14 protein-coding genes are annotated in these 18,372 nt (G+C 44.9%); 8 read left to right on the top strand and 6 right to left on the bottom strand.

Annotated features, from left to right (window positions below):
• Window positions 1-442: 442 nt before the first annotated feature.
• The 4 genes from R7M72_RS20985 to R7M72_RS20970 all read left to right on the top strand — a co-directional run bounded on the left by R7M72_RS20985 (window position 443) and on the right by R7M72_RS20970 (window position 5,054).
• Complete coding sequence (locus R7M72_RS20985) at window positions 443-628, top strand: hypothetical protein (RefSeq protein ID WP_025594098.1); 186 nt, start codon at window positions 443-445, stop codon at window positions 626-628.
• Window positions 629-841: 213 nt separating this feature from the next.
• A complete protein-coding gene (locus tag R7M72_RS20980; protein ID WP_318056313.1) occupies window positions 842-2,365 on the top strand; it encodes a Na+/H+ antiporter NhaC family protein in 1,524 nt (507 codons plus the stop codon).
• Between the two features lie 212 nt (window positions 2,366-2,577).
• Window positions 2,578-4,281: a chitinase gene (locus tag R7M72_RS20975; protein ID WP_213870972.1), complete on the top strand. Its 1,704-nt coding sequence runs from the start codon at window positions 2,578-2,580 to the stop codon at window positions 4,279-4,281.
• Window positions 4,282-4,463: 182 nt separating this feature from the next.
• Window positions 4,464-5,054, top strand: a complete 591-nt coding sequence (locus R7M72_RS20970) for an acetate uptake transporter (protein ID WP_005381682.1) — start codon at window positions 4,464-4,466, stop codon at window positions 5,052-5,054.
• 100 nt (window positions 5,055-5,154) lie between these two features.
• Here R7M72_RS20970 and R7M72_RS20965 read toward each other — a convergent pair whose 3' ends face one another.
• On the bottom strand, window positions 5,155-6,702 hold the full coding sequence (locus tag R7M72_RS20965; RefSeq protein WP_005381681.1) for an alanine/glycine:cation symporter family protein: 1,548 nt from the start codon (window positions 6,700-6,702) through the stop codon (window positions 5,155-5,157).
• A gap of 307 nt (window positions 6,703-7,009) precedes the next feature.
• Entirely contained in the window at window positions 7,010-8,266 is a 1,257-nt protein-coding gene (locus R7M72_RS20960) for a D-amino acid dehydrogenase (protein WP_025768866.1), read from the bottom strand.
• Between the two features lie 106 nt (window positions 8,267-8,372).
• Between R7M72_RS20960 and R7M72_RS20955 the strand changes: the two genes are divergently transcribed.
• From R7M72_RS20955 to R7M72_RS20940, 4 genes are all read left to right on the top strand, one after another.
• On the top strand, window positions 8,373-9,284 hold the full coding sequence (locus tag R7M72_RS20955) for a LysR substrate-binding domain-containing protein (protein ID WP_053302974.1): 912 nt from the start codon (window positions 8,373-8,375) through the stop codon (window positions 9,282-9,284).
• Window positions 9,285-9,401: 117 nt separating this feature from the next.
• Window positions 9,402-10,670, top strand: a complete 1,269-nt coding sequence (locus R7M72_RS20950; RefSeq protein ID WP_005381677.1) for an O-acetylhomoserine aminocarboxypropyltransferase/cysteine synthase family protein — start codon at window positions 9,402-9,404, stop codon at window positions 10,668-10,670.
• 207 nt (window positions 10,671-10,877) lie between these two features.
• Window positions 10,878-12,209 (top strand): aspartate aminotransferase family protein, encoded by a 1,332-nt coding sequence (locus R7M72_RS20945; RefSeq protein ID WP_137281745.1) that lies wholly within the window; start codon window positions 10,878-10,880, stop codon window positions 12,207-12,209.
• Window positions 12,200-13,039: a 3-keto-5-aminohexanoate cleavage protein gene (locus tag R7M72_RS20940; protein ID WP_318056312.1), complete on the top strand. Its 840-nt coding sequence runs from the start codon at window positions 12,200-12,202 to the stop codon at window positions 13,037-13,039. The genes R7M72_RS20945 and R7M72_RS20940 overlap by 10 nt, the downstream gene beginning before the upstream one ends.
• Before the next feature lie 75 nt (window positions 13,040-13,114).
• Here the strand turns inward: R7M72_RS20940 and R7M72_RS20935 are convergent, their stop codons facing one another.
• The 4 genes from R7M72_RS20935 to R7M72_RS20920 form a co-directional block, all read right to left on the bottom strand.
• Window positions 13,115-14,482, bottom strand: a complete 1,368-nt coding sequence (locus R7M72_RS20935; RefSeq protein WP_115385756.1) for a Na+/H+ antiporter NhaC family protein — start codon at window positions 14,480-14,482, stop codon at window positions 13,115-13,117.
• Window positions 14,483-14,662: 180 nt separating this feature from the next.
• The gene (locus R7M72_RS20930; RefSeq protein ID WP_005383738.1) at window positions 14,663-15,250 is read right to left on the bottom strand and encodes a DedA family protein; all 588 of its coding nucleotides are present in this window, start codon (window positions 15,248-15,250) and stop codon (window positions 14,663-14,665) included.
• 204 nt (window positions 15,251-15,454) lie between these two features.
• Entirely contained in the window at window positions 15,455-16,990 is a 1,536-nt protein-coding gene (locus R7M72_RS20925) for a bifunctional GNAT family N-acetyltransferase/carbon-nitrogen hydrolase family protein (RefSeq protein ID WP_047102129.1), read from the bottom strand.
• Between the two features lie 120 nt (window positions 16,991-17,110).
• Entirely contained in the window at window positions 17,111-17,992 is an 882-nt protein-coding gene (locus tag R7M72_RS20920; protein ID WP_213870974.1) for a LysR family transcriptional regulator, read from the bottom strand.
• Window positions 17,993-18,372: the final 380 nt, after the last annotated feature.

Raw genomic sequence — 18,372 nt, 5'->3', positions numbered from 1 at the left:
GGATTACTTTTAGTAAGGCAAAACCCAATAAACAGGATATGAATGAGTATTTACTCTGTCTTATAATGGGGCAAAAGCGTGTTTTGGGTTTTAGCAACAAGAGTCAGTATCACTTACACTGACTCGATATTGAGGTAGCGTTACTTGGTCGAGGATTTGCTTGGCTTTAAGCCGGGAGTGTTTCCTGGAGTTTTTTTGTTGTCACGTCGACGTTGATCTGGCTTGCCGGTCGACTTGGCTATTGGTTTTGGCCCTGGTTTCAAACCCATGATTTGATCCTTTTTATTTAACGAGGTTATTCCTCGTTGTATAATCTTTGGGCAGTGTTGATGGCTTTCAAGATGTGTATGAAAAACAATCTAAAAATATCCCCAATATTTCTTGTTAGTAACTCATGTTTTGATGCGTTTTAAAATGTACTGCGACAAGTTGGAGGCACAAGATGGATAGAATTACCTCAGGTCCACGACGGCTTAGTGTTGAAGAGATACAAGAACTTCGTCGCGATATGGAAGAATCTTCAATTTGGGCCAAAGCCGAACTAAAACGCCGACGAGACGCAAAAAATCAAAAAAATTCTGCGCATGGTATAGATGATGGTATCGAGAAAGGTGGCATTTCTAACTAGCTGTTATTTAGATGTATTTTGTGCTCGTTGATCTTCGAGTGGGAATAATTTTCCTCTAGACAGTTGAGTTTATAAGAACCAGCCTTCGGGCTGGTTTTTTTGTACTTCAAGTTTGTGAAGAGGTGGCTCAACTTTTTCGTGAGAGATATATACATGCGGTTAAATTAAATATATATTCACTTTAATTGTTTGATTATCATAAATGGTATTGCTATGGAACAGGCTGACGTTACCTCTCTCATTCCCATCCTTATTACTCTTTTCCTCGCGCTGACCACAAGAAATGTCGTTGTTGGTTTATTCGCGGGTGTGGTGAGTGGTGTCGCTATGCTCGAAGGGACATTTGTCGAAAAAGGGCCACTAGACTCGTTTAGTGCATTGATGAAAAGCTATCTACTGCCGCAATTAACTGACAGCTACAATGCGGGCGTCATTTTGCTCTTGGTCTTTATTGGTGGCTTTGTTGCCTTGATGGAGAAATCTGGCGGTGGTGTGGCGTTTGCTAAAAAGGTCACTCAATGGGTGGCGAGTAAGTGCCAAGCTCAACTGTCCGCTTGGTTCGGTGGTGTGGTTATTTTCTTCTCTGACCTTGGTACACCGTTGATTGTTGGTCCTGTTTTTCGCCCTTTATTTGATAAGTTAAAAGTATCACGCCAAAAATTAGCTTTTATTATCGATTCGACTTCCTCTCCCGTCGCAATCTTGATCCCTTTTATCGGATGGGGCGTTTACATCATGGGATTGATTCAAAAAGCGTTTACTGCCCTGAATGTCAGTATGAGTGATTGGGATGCTTTCATTGGTGCGATCCCATATCAGTTTTACGCCTTTCTTGCGATCGCGATTGTGCCGATTGTCTCTTTCTTCAAATTAGATTTCGGACCGATGGCGAAGGCTGAACAACTAGCAGAGCAGGGCTCCGACTTTGGGAAAGTGCAGGAGTCTATGAATGTGTTTACGCATAAAAATGCAAAATCTAGTTTTGTATGGGCACCTTTGCTCGTTATGCTGGTGGTTCTATGTACCATCCTCGTGCCACACGGTTTTCCATTTCAAAAAGTGGCAGGATCAACGTTTAGGGCTGCACTTTCTTCTGCATATTTCTTCGCGGCCTTCACTTTAATTGCGCTGATGGCGTTTTATGGCGTAAGAAAGCTTTCGGATGGTATTCAGGTTTATCTGAAAGGGATGTCAAACATGATGTCAGTGGCGGTGATTCTGGTATTGGCTTGGGCGCTTAGCTCGGTTGGGAAAGAATTAGGTGCAGCTGCATACATTGCTGAACAAGCTCAAGCCGGTTTCCCTTACTGGTTATTGCCAGCGGTTGCGTTTTTACTGGCCGGTATTATCTCGTTCGCTACGGGATCATCTTGGGGGACGTTTGCCATCATGATGCCATTAGTGATCCCAACTGCCGTCGCGATTGATGCACCACTGTTGGTTTGTATTGGTGCGGTATTATCTGGTGGCTTGTTTGGCGATCACTGTTCTCCCATCTCTGAAACTACGATTTTGTCGTCGACAGGAGCGGGGTGTGAACAGTATGAGCACTTCCGTACACAATTGCCTTACGCATTACTCAATGGAATGATCGCATTGGGGTGTTTTCTTTTAGCTGGAATCAACGCCTCACCAGTGATTGTGCTTGCCGCAATTATTTCTCAGTGTGTGGTTTATTTTGTGCTGTCTAAACAAAAGTCAACCGCGAAGCTAGAGGTGGTTTCGGCAGGACAATAAAGAGAGAAACATCACAAAGCGGAGGCTCACAGGGTCTCCGCTTTTCTTTTGAGTCAAGGTAACATTTTTCTTGTGACAAAATGTGTGTGAGGACCTATTTATTCATTTTGTCTCGCAGAATCAACGTACTTGGCTCGGTGTTTCGTATATATGATCCACTATATGTCTAGTTATTCCTCGTATATTGTATTGTTGAAATCCGGAGACTAGACATGTTTGCACTCAAACATCTTCCTCTTGCATTGAGTTGTGTCTTAGCAGCACAAGTGAATGCGAGTATGAATATTCAGCCCGATCCGCAAAATCCGAATGGTTATGTTATTGCTCGTGGTGACGTTCAAGCCGTAGAGCAAAGCAAAACTTCTGATCCTATGTATGCCATTTGGTCACAAGCATTAGAGACACGCCCGAACTCAGTGGTTGAGGCGATTGTTCCTGGAGCGGCAACCAAGCCAGAAAACGTGAAGCGTGTAGAGCGTGTATTCCCCGAAAGTGAGTGGGACTTCCTGACTCAAATGGCGGCACCTGAATACACTTACACGCGTTTCCTACGTGCAATTGGTAAGTTCCCTGCATTCTGTGGTGAGTACACAGACGGTCGTGATTCGGATGCAATTTGTAAAAAATCGATCGTGACAGCGTTTGCTCACTTTGCACAAGAAACCGGTGGCCATATTTCGATTGATAACGTATCGGATAATCCGCTAGGGTTGGAAGAGTGGCAGCAAGCTTTGGTTCATGTGCGAGAAATGGGATGGTCTGAAGGGCAAGAAGGTTACACAACAGGTTGTGGTCAGAATGACTGGCAAAATAAGCGTTGGCCATGTGAACCAGGACAAGGTTATTTTGGACGTGGTGCTAAACAGCTTTCTTACCATTTTAACTATGGCGCGTTCTCTGAAGTGATGTTTGATGGCGATGCATCTGTATTGCTGAAAAATCCAGGCTTGGTTGCGGATTCGTGGCTGAACTTAGCATCGGCTATCTGGTTCTTCCTAACCCCACAAGCACCGAAACCTGCAATGCTACATGTGATTGACCGTACTTGGGTGCCTTCACAGCGTGAGCTTGATGCTGGCATTGGTTACGGCTTTGGTACCACCATCAACGTGATCAATGGTGGTATTGAGTGTGGTGAGCAAAACAAGGATAAAGGTCAACCTGTTAACCGTATTCGTTATTGGGAAGGTCTTGCCGCCCATTATCAAATTCCAATTGAAGCCGATGAGACCAATACCTGTTGGCAGCAGACGCCTTACGGTAGCTTAAATCTGAATGGTGCGACAGACGTGTTGTACACCAACTGGGATGGAAACTGGAAATACTACTCAGATCGTCCGGGAGGCCACTCTTTTGAATGTGAACTTGTTGGTTTCCAAACGGCTTACTCTGCGCTAGTTGCAGGTGATTATGAGAAATGTGTAACTAACTTCTACCAATCTCATGCGGGTTGGCCAGAAGTTCGTGTAGTTGACAAGTTAGATCCAGTGGATCCGGTCGATCCGCCTGTAGGTGGTGTGGCAGCTTGGGATTCTGGCAAAGTATATAACACGGGGGAACAAGTCTCTTACCAAGGTGCTGTTTACGAAGCGAAATGGTGGTCACAAGGTAATGAGCCAACGAAAGGAGACCCGTGGAAGCTGGTTTCAGGCACTCCTACGGAGCCGCCTACAACGGAACCTGAACCACCGGTGACTGAGCCAGAGCCGCCCGTCACAGAACCTGAGCCGCCAGTAACCGAGCCAGAACCACCAGTGACAGGCAATTTTATTCAGTGGGAGCCGGGTGTAACGCAAGTCGCTAACGGCGATAAAGTGACGTACCAAAACAAATGTTTTGTTGCGAAAAATGGCCCAGGAGTGTGGGAAAGCCCAACGCAAAGCAACTGGTTCTGGGACGAGATTTCTTGTCAGTGATCGAGTAAAAAACAACCTAACCATCTATAAAGACTCTGCTTTTTTGCAGGGTCTTTTTTTATATATGTAGTGGTTTATTTATGGAATCTAAGTTTTCAATAACAGCTTTTCTCTTTTGTTCTGGAGCCCATTAAAATTCGCGCGCATTTTTTATCAACATTTTTGAAAAAAGGTATTTGTACATGTCGACAAAACTGGCTAACCCAGCACCGCTAGGTCTAATGGGTTTCGGTATGACCACTATTCTGCTCAATATTCATAATGCAGGATTTTTCCCAATTGACTCTATGATTCTAGCGATGGGCATCTTTTACGGTGGCCTTAGCCAAGTAATCGTTGGCATCATGTGCTTTAAACGCGGTGATACATTCGGCACAACTGCGTTTACTTCTTACGGTCTATTTTGGCTAACATTGGTTGGTCTAATCGTAATGCCTCACATGGGTCTTCCTGCAAGCCCTGCAAGCTTTATGGGTTGGTACCTAGCGCTTTGGGGCATCTTCACTGGTTTCATGTTCATTGGTTCTCTATGTTACCCAACAGCGAAGCAAGTGGTATTTGGTTCTCTAACTATCCTGTTCTTCTTGCTTGCTGCTCGTGATTTCACTGGTAGCGAAGTGATCGGTGCTATCGCTGGCTTCGAGGGTATCTTCTGTGGCGCAAGTGCAATTTACTTCGCAATGGCGCAAGTACTGAACAACGAATTTGGTCGTGAAGTGTTACCTGTCGGTAAAGCAAAAATCGCTCGTAAAGTTGAAGCGGTTATCGCCTAAGCTGTTACTCATAATGAAGAAAGGGGGATTAACCATTGGTTAATCCCCCTTTTTTATGTCCTCAATCGGACCACTGCTTTTTCTTATTTATGTGATAACGCTATGTTGATGGTTGCTCAACAGTTTCTGCGCTATTGCTGTCTGCCGTTGGAGCTTTACCCGTTTTACGTCGGTACTTATCTTCCCAGTAATCTGCGCCTTTAATGCCCAGTGCAACAGGGTTAAATGTAAAATCGGTCACACCACGTTTTTGTTGTTCTTCGTAGTCGTTCAGTGCTTTGAGTGCAGGCTTCGACATAAAGAAAATGATCAAAATACCGATGATGTTTAGCCACGCCATCAGTCCTACACCTACATCACCCATCGCCCATGCTAAGTTGGCGGTTTTCACGGTTCCGTAGAACACGGATGAAATAATGATGACTTTCAGAATAAACATCAGTCCATTTACTTTGAACGTACGACGAATGTAAGCAATGTTCGTTTCTGCAATGTAGTAGTAAGCCAGAATGGTCGTAAACGCGAAGAAGAATAGAGCGATTGCGATGAATGGTTTACCCACGCCAGGTAGTGCGCTTTCGATCGCCATCTGTGTAAACACAGGGCCATTTGCACCAATATCCGCTGGTAGGTTTTGAACCAGGAATGTACCTTCAATCGCACCATTTACGTTGTACGCGCCAGTGATAAGAATCATGAACGCGGTTGCTGAACACACAAGTAGTGTATCGATGTAAATAGAGAAAGATTGAACAAGACCTTGCTGAGCAGGGTGATCAACACTCGCTGCTGCTGCTGCGTGAGGACCAGTACCTTGACCTGCTTCGTTGGAGTAGACACCACGTTTTACACCCCAGCCGATTGCTGCACCAACGCCTGCCATTGGTGTGAACGCGTCACCAATGATCATGCCGAAAATGCGTGGAACCTCACCAATGTTTAGAAGGATGATGACAAACGCAGTAATGATGTAAGCTAACGCCATAAATGGCACAACGACTTGGGTAAAGTTCGCGATACGCTTTACGCCACCAAAAATGATGAAAGCCAAAATGACACAAACAACCGTACCAGTGAAAATTTTAGCAAAACTGAAGGTACCAATAGCGGTTTCAATCATGTCACCTGAGCCAAATGCGGCTTCTACTGCGTTACCGATACTGTTCGATTGAACGCCAGGAAGTAGAACACCACAAGCAAAGATGGTCGCGATAGCAAAGATCCAAGCGTACCATTTTTGTCCCATTGCTTTCTCAATATAGTAAGCAGGGCCACCACGGAACTCGCCTTCGTCTTCTTCTTTATAAATTTGTGCAAGTGTTGATTCTGCGTATGCGGTTGCAGCGCCAAAGAAGGCAACGACCCACATCCAGAATACTGCGCCTGGGCCACCGAAACCGATAGCAGCAGCAACACCAGCAATGTTACCTGTACCTACACGGCCAGATAGTGAAACGGCAAGTGCCTGAAATGATGATATCCCTTTTGTTGAACTCTTCCCTGAAAGTAATAAGCGCCACATCTCAAAGAAGTGACGAATTTGTACAAAACGCGTCATGATTGAATAGAACAAACCTGCGCCAAGGCACAAATAGATCAGTACCGGGCTCCAAATAATTCCATTCAGAAAATCAACTAATGACTGCATGAGTATTTTCCCTGTTAGTTGTGTTTGTGGTTGTTTTTCACACAATACATTACCCTTTATGTAATGCAATTGTTAACTTTTTTAGCTACAAATCCTTTGTAGCGTGATGATGAACACAGAATGGAGAGTAGTTGTTAAAATTTGGTTCTTGTTGCTTATTTGCTCCTTTTAGGTAGAAGATTTGCCTGATGATTAATTATGCAGCACATTGTCATTTAAATGTGCTGCGATTTTGATGAGTTAAAAATGCCAGTGGTTATGCATTTTGTGGAGTAAGTGTCTGCCTGTTTTTTGTTCAGTCATGTCCTCAGGAGTAACGACAAAGGTTAAGCTCCGCATTATCCATCACTTTTGCTTTTTCACCTTTCATTACGCTTGCTAGCAATTGACCTGAACCACAAGCCATCGTCCAGCCCAGAGTTCCGTGTCCGGTGTTAGTAAAAAGGTTATCGTATTTAGTCGCGCCGATAATTGGTGTGCCATCAGGCGTCATTGGCCTAAAGCCGCTCCAAAACTCAGCTTGGCTGAAGTCACCACAACGAGGAAAAAGATCACGGATGACCATTTCGATGGTGTTTTTGCGCTTTTGTGGAAGGGAAGCATCAAACCCTGCTAATTCTGCGGTGCCAGCTACGCGAATTCTGTCATCAAATCGAGTCATAGCGACTTTATAGGTTTCATCCATCACAGTAGATCGAGGAGAGAAGTGTTCATCTTCCATCGGGATGGTGAGTGAATAGCCTTTGACAGGGTAGACCGGAATATCAATATCGAGTTGCTTGAGTAGCGCTGTAGAGTAGCTTCCAGAGGCCACCACATATTGGTCTGCTTTAAATTGTCCTCGGTTCGTTTGGACACCTATGATCTTTTTGCCTACTGTAACCCAATTGCTTACTTCAGTATCGAATTCAAATCGGACACCGTGTGCCTTAGCAAGCTCCGTTAGTTGTTGGCAAAATTGATGGCAATCGCCCGTTTCGTCATCAGGTAGATGCAAGCCACCAACCAGTTTGTCTTTCACAAGTGCAAGCCCTGGCTCTTGTTCAATACATTGTTCGACGTCCATTAGCTTAAATCGGGTTCCGCTTTGTTCAAGGAGCTGCATGTCCTTTTCAATGGCTTGCAGCTGTTGATGTGTTCGGAATACTTGCAAGGTCCCAAACTGACGTCCTTGATACTCAATGGCGTGTTCTTGGCGTAACTGTTCTAAGCAAACACGGCTGTGGTTAGCGATCGAAAGCATGCGAGCCTTGTTAACTTGATAGCGAGGTAGGGTGCAGTTCGCGACCATTTTACTCGCCCAGCGGATCATGTCGGCATTCAGAGTGGGTTTGATTTTAAGTGGAGCATGCTCCTCCATTAACCACTTAATGGCTTTAACAGGAACACCAGGCGCAGCCCAAGGCGAAGAATAGCCATATGAAATCTGCCCGGCATTGGCGAAGCTCGTTTCCATGGCACTGCTTGGTTGGCGGTCAATGACGGTAACTTGATAGCCTGCTTGAGATAAATACCAAGCAGAGGTTAAGCCGATAACGCCGCTGCCTAATACGATGACTTCCATTGATGCACTCCACACATTTATCAGAGTGCTCAGTTTCTTTTCTTTACCTTTTGTTAACAATCGATATAAATTACACACAGCGTTTAGAAAAACTATAGGCTCAAGGATGAAAAGTAATCTGATAAGTGGTTTGTGTTTATTTAGCCAAGTCGCGGAGTACAACAGCTTTACTGGTGCTGCAAGACATTTACACCTAACCACTGGTGCCATAAGCCAACAAATTATTCATTTGGAAGCGTTATTAGGTTTTACTTTATTTGAACGCCATTCTCGCGGTATTCGTTTAACCGTAAAAGGCACTCAGTTACACCAAGCGACGCAGTTTCACTTTTCGGAACTGAGCAAATTGCTTGATGAGCTCAAAGTAGAAAAGCAAACCAATGAAATTCGTTTGAAGTTGACGCCTTCTTTTGCTTTCAAATGGTTAGTCCCAAAGCTCGAAAGCTTCCATCATGATAATCCGGATATCCAAGTACAAATCTTTGCGGAAGGTGCGCTGGTAAATAGTGAGATAAAAGACTATGACGTCGCAATTGACTATGGTCTTCATCCTTATAGAAATGCTAACGCGGAGCTGATTTTGGATGAGCATCTGCTACCGGTGATGAGTCCAAAATACCTTGAGGATCATGGCTGGCTAAAAACGTTGTTTGGTGAGCAAAAAAACTCAATGCCAGTGAAGCAATGGCAAGAGGCGACGCTACTACACGATGCGATGCCATGGGAAAAAGCGACGCGTGACTATGAGTGGCTATATTGGGCGTCAGCGATGGGGTTGGATTTTAAAACCGATATCGGACACTTTTTTAATCGAACGGATATGGCAATGTCTGCAGCCGAAGCAGGCGTTGGGATTGCGATGGCACGAATGGCACTGATTGAGGATGAATTGACGACAGAGCGTTTGGTTTCTCCATTCAAACCGATTCCTGCTAATGCAGGGTATTACTTGATCATGAACACACGTACGAATGCGACAGAAACGTTTCGTCACTGGTTACTTGGACAGTTGAAATAGCGTTTTATCTCTGTGATTCATCCCTACGTTATTTGTTGAAAAATTGGGCAATATAAGTTTTCAGCAAGGTAAGTGCTTTTCTTGCCGCTATTTGAGTGATGAAAGACAGGGAAGAACATGAAAGACGAAACGCTATCCATCCATTTTGGTTACGAAACTGACCCTACCACTAAATCTGTCGCGACGCCGATTTATCAAACAGTCGCGTACGAGTTTGACAACGCGCAGCATGGTGCTGATCTGTTTAACTTGGAAGTGCCGGGGAATATCTACACTCGCATCATGAATCCGACTAATGACGTGCTGGAAAAACGCATGGCAGCGTTAGAAGGCGGCATTGCTGGATTGGTCGTGAGTGCGGGGAGTGCAGCGATTAACTATGCGATTCTGACGTTAGCGCAAGCGGGCGATAACATCGTTTCTACGCCGCAACTTTATGGCGGTACTTATACCTTGTTTGCGCACATGCTCCCAAATCAAGGTATTCAGGTGAAGTTTGCTAAAGATGACAAGCCAGAAAGTTTGGCCGAATTAATTGATGAAAATACCAAAGCGGTGTACTGCGAGAGCATTGGGAACCCTGCGGGCAATATCATCGATTTAGAACGTGTGGCGGAGCTTGCTCACGCACAAGGCGTGCCTGTGATTGTGGATAACACCGTCGCGACGCCAGTGCTGTGCAAACCCATCGAGTTCGGTGCGGATATCGTAGTTCACTCTCTCACTAAATACGTTGGTGGGCATGGCACCACATTGGGTGGCGTGATTGTGGATTCAGGTAAATTCCCTTGGGCGCAGCACAAAGACCGCTTTCCTGTTTTCAACCAACCAGAACCTTCTTACCACGGCGTGGTGTATACCGAAGCGTTTGGTGAGGCGGCATTTATCGGGCGTGCGCGTACCGTACCACTGCGTAATACCGGAGCCGCATTATCACCGATGAATGCATTTATGCTTATGCAAGGGCTAGAAACGTTACCGCTGCGTATGGAGCGCCATACCGAGAACACACTCAAAGTGGCTGAATTCTTGGAACAGAATGACAAAGTCAGTTGGGTAAGTTATGCCGGATTGCCAAGTTCTGAACACTTCCATCTCGCCGAAAAATACATGAAAGGTAAGCCTTCTGCGATTTTGTCGTTTGGTTTAAAAGATGGTTATGACGCTGGTGTGCGTTTTTATGATGCTTTGAAAATCTTTAAGCGTTTGGTGAACATTGGCGATGCAAAATCATTGGCTTGTCATCCTGCATCGACGACTCATCGTCAATTGAGCGAAGCAGAACAAAAACAAGCTGGTGTGTCTCCAGAGATGATTCGTTTATCGGTGGGTATTGAACATATTGACGATATTCTAGCCGATTTAGAACAGGCACTAAACGCGTAAACGATTCTGTTTTTAGCTTTGGGTTACCCATAGGCCAGCCTTTAAAAAAGCTGGCCTATTTTTATTTTATTGTTTAAATATCAAGGGTTTTGGTGTTTTTGGTTTGTGGCATTCCAAAAGCTCATAGAGGGTGAGATTTATTCTCTTGTCACGTTTGGGTTTGTTCCTGATGATGTGTGCAAGTATTACACATTGGAAGGGACTCAAATGTCTTACGTATTTCACCGTCATTGCCATGCCACGCTACCAATCATCGATAGAGGTGAAGGTGTTTATCTATTCGATAAGCATGGAAAGCAGTATCTCGATGCTTGTGGTGGTGCTGCGGTATCAAACCTTGGCCACAGTCATCACGCCGTTAAAAAAGCCATGTTGGAACAGATCGAGCGAGTGCCATTTGCTCATACTGGATTTTTTACTAGTGACAACAGTGAGCGCCTAGCAGAATTGATTTGTCAGCATATGCCTGAACAGTTCAACCATGTGTATTTAGTCAGTGGAGGATCAGAAGCGGTGGAGTCGGCACTAAAAATGGCGCGGCAGTATTTCGTGGAATCAGGTAAGCCAGAGAAAAAGCAATTCATCGCGCGTCAGCAAAGTTATCACGGTAATACCTTGGGGGCTCTGGCTGTCGGAGGTAATGAATGGCGACGTGAACCGTTCAAACCCATCTTACACCCGAGCCATCATATCGCCCCTTGCTATGCTTATCGTTATCAGCAGAGTCATGAGTCGGAATTGGATTACTCATTGCGAGCGGCGAATGAGCTAGAGGCAAAAATTCTTGAGTTGGGGGCTGATAATGTCATGGCTTTTGTCGCTGAGCCCATTGTGGGAGCCACCGCTGGAGCTGTGCCTGCCACACAAGGTTACTTCAAGCGTATTCGCGAAATATGCGACCAATACGATGTGTTATTGATCTTGGATGAAGTCATGTGTGGCGTTGGACGCAGTGGCAGTTTTTTTGCGTTTGAGCAAGAAGAGGCAGAACCCGATCTGGTGTGTATGGCTAAAGGGCTTGGTGCGGGTTATCAACCTATTGGCGCGGTGGTTGCGAATGATCGAGTCTATCAAGCTATTGCTGATGGAAGCGGTTTTTTCCAACATGGTCATACTTTTATGGCGCACCCTGTGGCGTGCGCTGCTGCCGTGGCGACCATTCAAACCATCTTCCAAGATAATTTGTTAACGGCGGTGAATCGGCAAAGTGCTTTGCTGCGTAATGAGCTTACTTCTGCATTGGCCCATTTACCGTACATTGGCGACATTCGTGGTAAAGGTTTGTTTTTTGGCATTGAGCTGGTGGCGGATCAAGAAAGCAAGGCGCCTCTGAGTAAAGCCACATTGGCAGACAAACGCATCAAACAGCGAGCAATGGAAAATGGCTTAATGTGCTATCCAATGGGCGGAACGATTGATGGCGTTAATGGGCACCATATCTTGCTTGCGCCGCCATTCATTATTCAGCCTCACCATATTGATGAGCTAGTTGGCAAACTCTCATTAACGCTAAAAGAGGTAGCGAAGGAATGGAATTAGAAAATCGATGTATACGAGAGCCTATCGCTATTATCGTGGCCCCAAACGGTGCAAGAAAAACTAAGCACGATCACGCCAGCTTACCCATGACAACAGACGAACTGGTTGCAGAGGCTATCGCTTGTCAAACGGCAGGGGCTGCCATGATCCATTTGCATGCTAGAGACGCCAACGGACGTCATTCATTAGACATCGACGACAACATGGCAATTTACCATGCCGTGAAAGAAGCGGTGGGACAAAACATGATGGTACAGCTCACCACAGAGGCGGTGGGCTTGTATTCTCCGCCACAACAGATGGCGTTAGTTAAAGCTGTGAAACCAGAAGCGGCTTCTTTTGCATTGAGGGAGTTAATCCCTGATCGCGCAAGTGAGAAAGAAGGGCATGCCTTTTTCCATTGGGTGGCAGAACACAACATCGTGAGCCAAATTATTCTCTACGATGCAACCGACATTGAACGTTATTTCCAACTGCGTGATGCGGGCGTGTTACCTAAAACGCATCAGCATGCATTAGTGGTGTTCGGGCGTTATCACCAAGCTCAACAGTCTTCGCCATGGGATTTACGAGGTTTGAATTTGGCGCGTTTTGTCGAGGAAGAAATTCGATGTGCCATTTGTGCTTTTGGCGCGCGAGAGCAAGACTGTTTAGCGAGTGCGATGTTACTTGGATTCGATGTGAGAGTGGGGTTTGAGAATAACCACGTCGATGTGGCAGGCGAATTAGCAATCAGTAACGCGGCTCAGGTGGAAGCTCTACGCGATGTGGCGCATCGCTTTACTATTCCTTTACACAGTGCGCAAAGTTTGCGTTCAGCTTTGAAGTAAATCTGCTCGCGGAAAAGAAAAAAAAGAAGAAAGGAAAGTAAAAAGGCCCCATCGGAGCCTTTTCGGTATTTGTCGTTAGTTCTCAGTTTGCGCTACAGGTTGACGAGCGGGGTGTTTGATAAACACCGCGACAACAGCCGCTATCGCTAATGCAAAACAGTAGTAAGAATTGGCAACTACTTCAAGTGGCGAGAGGTTGAACACGGAACCTAGCAGCAGTACTTGAGCACCGTAAGGCAACACGCCTTGCACCACGCATGAGAAAATGTCTAACAAGCTTGCTGAGCGGCGAGGAGAGACATTATTCTCTTCCGCCAGTTGGCGAGCAACGCTGCCCGATACAATGATGGCTACGGTGTTGTTTGCCGTACAGCCATTGACCATTGATACCAAACCTGCAATACCTAGCTCGCTTGCACGACTGTTCGCATGCTTAGAGTGACTAGAGCCAAACGCGTGGATAAGGCTACTAACGAAATTTGTTAGAAAAGCAAGACCACCTTGGCGACGCATCAGTTCACTCAAACCACCAATCAGCATGGATAACAAGAAGATCTCTTGCATGTTACCAAAGCCTTTGTAAACGTCTTGGGCTAGATTAGTCAGTCCGTAATTGTCAATCGATGCCAAGCTCACGCCGCCAGCCAAAAGAATGCCAATCGACAGAACCACAAACACATTCACACCAGATACCGCTAGGATCAAAATAGTGATGTACGGCAAGACTTTTAGCCACTCAATATCGCCAGTTGCAGGCACTTGAGTCGCGGTACTGTTGAAAGCGAACACTACAATCGCGATCAACGCCGCAGGTAAAGCAATACGAATGTTCTCTTTAAACTTGTCTTTCATCTCACAACCTTGAGAGCGTGTCGCCGCGATGGTGGTGTCAGAGATGATAGAAAGGTTATCACCAAACATAGCGCCGCTCAGTACAACGCCTGCGGTTAACGGTAAGCTCATTCCTGCTGATTCAGCAATACCCAACGCTACGGGGGCAACGGCTGCGATGGTACCCATCGAAGTCCCCATTGCTGTTGCGATAAAAGCAGAAATCAGAAAAATGCCTGGTAAAATCATGCTGGTTGGAATAGCGGATAAACCAAGGTTTACTGTTGCATCAACACCGCCAGAGGCTTTTGCTACCGCAGCAAAGGCACCTGCAAGCAGATAGATCATACACATTGCGATTATGTCTGGGTGGCCAACACCACGCATGAAGTGTTCGATTGAGCGGTTAAGTTTCTCTTTACTTAAAAGAAACGCAATGATGATGGCTGGTAATACCGCGATGGGTGCAGGCAGCTGGTAGAAGGCAAATTCCACGCCTTGCAAAGATAAGTAAGTGCCTACGCCAATAAATAGCGCAAGGAATACAATTAATGGGATCAGTGCGACCGCAGACGGTGCAACTGTTTTAGTAGTTTGTTGGGAACCGGACATGTAAACGACAATGTTAATGATAAGAGAGAAGAGCAGACTAATATCACATTTCTACATTGTCAACGTCTAGACGTCTAAATGGCTGTTTAAATTTTACACGTAAAGAAAAAGATAAAAGCTCGTGTTGCGTATCTCACTGATACCACGAGCTTTAGTTATGCGCTAATGAAGAGACTGTTGTTATTGCATTGATTTGGCTTTTTTGCGTTTAACAATACCTAAAACCATCCACGTAAATAAGACAGCAGCAAATGCCCATACCAGATATTTGTATTCGGTGTACAGGTTGCTCAACACGCTTAAATGCTCAAATGCAAAGTGAGTTAACAAGCTGAATACCAATACCCAAACCGTCGCCGCGAGGGCGTTACCGAGCAAAAACTCTCTACGTGGCATTTTCGCGATACCGCATGCAAGAGGCATAAATTGCTTCATTCCTTCAATAAAGCGGCTGACGACCAAGCACGTAGGGCCGTATTTCTGGATAGTTAATTGAAGCGTTTGCATCTTCGGGCCGGAAATGTAGCCTTTTTTATCTAACCACCCCTCAAAGTAATAACCGATTAAGTAGCCACAGGTATTACCAAAAAAGCAACTCAGCCACGATACCATCATTACCATACTTAGGTTCATGACTTGTTCTGACGAGAGCAAAGATGCCGCGATCATCAGTGATTGACCAGGCATCGGGATACCTATCCCTTCTAGAAATATACTGACAATCAGCGCAACGTAGCCATATTGCTCAAGCAAAGGCTTCATTGACATGAGAAGTTCGTTAATATGTTCCAAAAGCTTTCCCCTAATAAAAGCGGAACGAAGTTGGAGTGATACTCCGAATGTCCTATTGGGTCAATTCTTGTTTCTCACCGTTGAGAAAAACTGACATGCCTCTGATAATTGCGCTGAATCAACCTGCAGCTTGCTTTACTCGCCGCCACGCTCTTTGGTAGCGGCGAATTAGGGAGATCCTTATGACTCTTTGGCTTTGGTGAATGCACCATACAAATCAAGGCGGCGATGACGTAAGTTGGTGACAGAGCCTTCGGTATTAAGCTGTTTCAACTTAGTCAAATCAACATCAGCGAAGATTATCATTTCGGTGTTGGCGCTTGCTTCTGTCAAGGTCGCATCGTGTGGGAAATAGATATCCGACGGTGAGAATACGGCAGATTGTGCGTACTGGATATCGACATTATCAACACGAGGTAAGTTGCCGACACTGCCCCCAATTGCAACGTAGCATTCGTTTTCGATGGCTCGTGATTGGGAACAGATTCGTACTCGTTGGTAGCCATTTTTTGTGTCCGTCCAGAAAGGAACGAATACAATTTGTGCGCCTTGTTCTGCTAACATTCTTCCCAATTCAGGGAATTCGCTGTCATAACAAATCAGTATGCCGACTTTGCCCGCATCGGTTTCGAACACTTGAACATTGTCACCACCGTCGATCACCCAGTCTTTTTGCTCATGGGGCGTGATGTGGATCTTATATTGAGCGTTTATTTCACCATCTCGTTGCAGCAAGTAGGCCACATTATACAGTTTGCCATCTTCGATAACGGGCATACTGCCTGCAATAATGTTGATGTTGTAGGTGACAGCCATCTGCGAGAAGCGGTTTTTGATCTCTTCTGTAAAGCTAGCCAAAAAGCGAATTGCTTCGACGGAATTTTGGTCGTTTTGCAATCCCATCAGCGGCGCGTTAAAGAATTCAGGGAATAGGGCGAAATCGGCTTTGTAGTTCGCAAGAGAAGAAATGAAGAACTCAGCCTGATCGAGCAAGTCCTCTAAGTCATTCATAGCACGCATTTGCCACTGCACAACACCAATACGAATCAGCGTTTTTTCTACATCATGGACGGATTGAATATCCTCTTCGTAGAAAAAGTTATCCCACTCCAGTAGAGTTGCGTAGCCTTTAGAAGCACTATCCTCTGGCAAGTAACCACGCATAATACGCTTTACATCGAAGTCATTTGCAAGCTGAAAAGACAAAATAGGATCGTGAAGCTCACGGCGTTTTATCTTGTCGATGTATTCAGCCACGCTCAATTCGTCAGCATATTTGTGGTAATTCGGGATGCGGCCACCGGCTAAAATTGCTTTGAAGTTCTTACTCCGGCAAAGCTCTTTACGCGCATCATACAAACGTCGACCTAAACGTAGCCCTCGATAGTCCGGGTGGACAAATACATCGAGACCATACATTGCATCACCGGTTACTTGATTCTGTATGACGTTGTTTTCGGTAATGATGTCGGTATATAGATGAGGAAGAGAAAAGCGGTTGTAGTCCACTTTAATGGTTAATGCTGCACCGACTATTTTGCCGTTATCTTCAATACAGATTTGGCCATCAGGAAACTGATGAATGAGATCCATAATAGTCAGCCGTGGCCATGAGCCGCCAACATCAGGAAACACTAAGTCCATTAGTTCTGCAAGCTCAGGGTAATCCGTTGGCTCAATGGTACGTAATGAGAGTTTGGGCGAATTGCTGTCCATATCTTTCAATCCATTTATCCTTTTGAAACAGTGTTAATGAGAATGCCACAATTTGGAGCAGACAGATACTGAAGTCTTTGAGTTGTTTTGGTTTACCAAAAGCATTTCAAGAAAACAATATTAGCTTAGTTTGCTCTTCAACCATTCGTAAAACGCCGCCACTTTCTTAGCCGATAGGCGATAATTCGGGATCATCACGTAATAACCATAACCACTCTGTAAAGTTAGGTTGAGAATATGTTGGATATCCCCTCTCAAAATAGAATTCTGCGCCATAAAATCAGGAAGTAAGGCGAGTCCTTTTCCCATTTTGACGGCTTCGTAAGCTAGGTAAAAATGTTCAAAGCCTACAGAGTGATAGGTAACGGTTGATTCTACTGCATGTGCCGCCTTAAATTGCTCCCACAACTGAGGACGAGTGATTTGAGGTATCAGCGGATAGTCGCTAACAGCGTGCACATTCTTGAGTGCAGGAGCGTTAGTACAACCGACCAATAGTAGTATTTCTTCGCATAGTAAGTGGCTGTATTCATAATGCGTGGATAATGGAAGGCAGCGAATATGTAAGTCACTTTCGTTGCTCGAATCTTTGACGTTCCCATCCCCAGTACAGACTCTTACTCGGATGTTAGGATGTTGCTGGTGGAAGTCATCAATATTAGGTATCAACCAAAGACTGGCAAAAGAAGGGGTTACGTCCACGGTGAGTAATTCTTGCTTTGAATCTGACTGGATTAAGTTGGCAGTTGCATGCTGAATAAGCTCCAAAGCTTCTGTGACTTGCGGCAGATAACGCTTGCCTTCTTCGGTTAACTCAATACCACTCGCCCTTCTTTGTATTAAAGGTAAACCCACCAATTGCTCCAGCGATGCGATTTGTTTGCTTACTGCGCTTTGCGTAATACATAGGGCATCCGCTGCTTTAGAGAAACTGAGGTAATTAGAGACCGCGACAAACGTCCTTAATGCTCGAATAGAAGGGTATTCACTGCCTTTTAACATACTTCAGTTCCATTAAACTCTGCTTAGGCAAAGAGTAGAGTATTCACGGCTTGAAGCAAAGTAAGATGCAACGTATGTGTGATTAGCTTCCTTTCTTATAAAAACTAGCTAAGCGTTTTTTGACTGATTAATCTACAAGAGTATTTTAGATGTTTATTTAATTTCTTTGAAAAATCTACAAATTAACAAGAATCTTTTTCACATCAGCGATTAACCTCAATTTAGTATTGTTTATATAAAGTAAACAGACAGCTCTTTTTTTCTGTTTTTGTTCGGCGTTCTTTAGAGGATTGTCAGTATTCTATAAAATTAAATATATTTTTCATTAATTTAAAGTTGGCATTGCATTTGCTCTTTACTATTCGAACCTTCAATGGAAC

It is taken from the genome of Vibrio sp. YT-18 (assembly GCF_033337345.1).
Classification (GTDB): Bacteria; Pseudomonadota; Gammaproteobacteria; order Enterobacterales; family Vibrionaceae; genus Vibrio; species Vibrio alginolyticus.
Note: the sequence above shows the minus strand (reverse complement) of the source record. Positions and strands in the feature narration are given on the sequence as shown.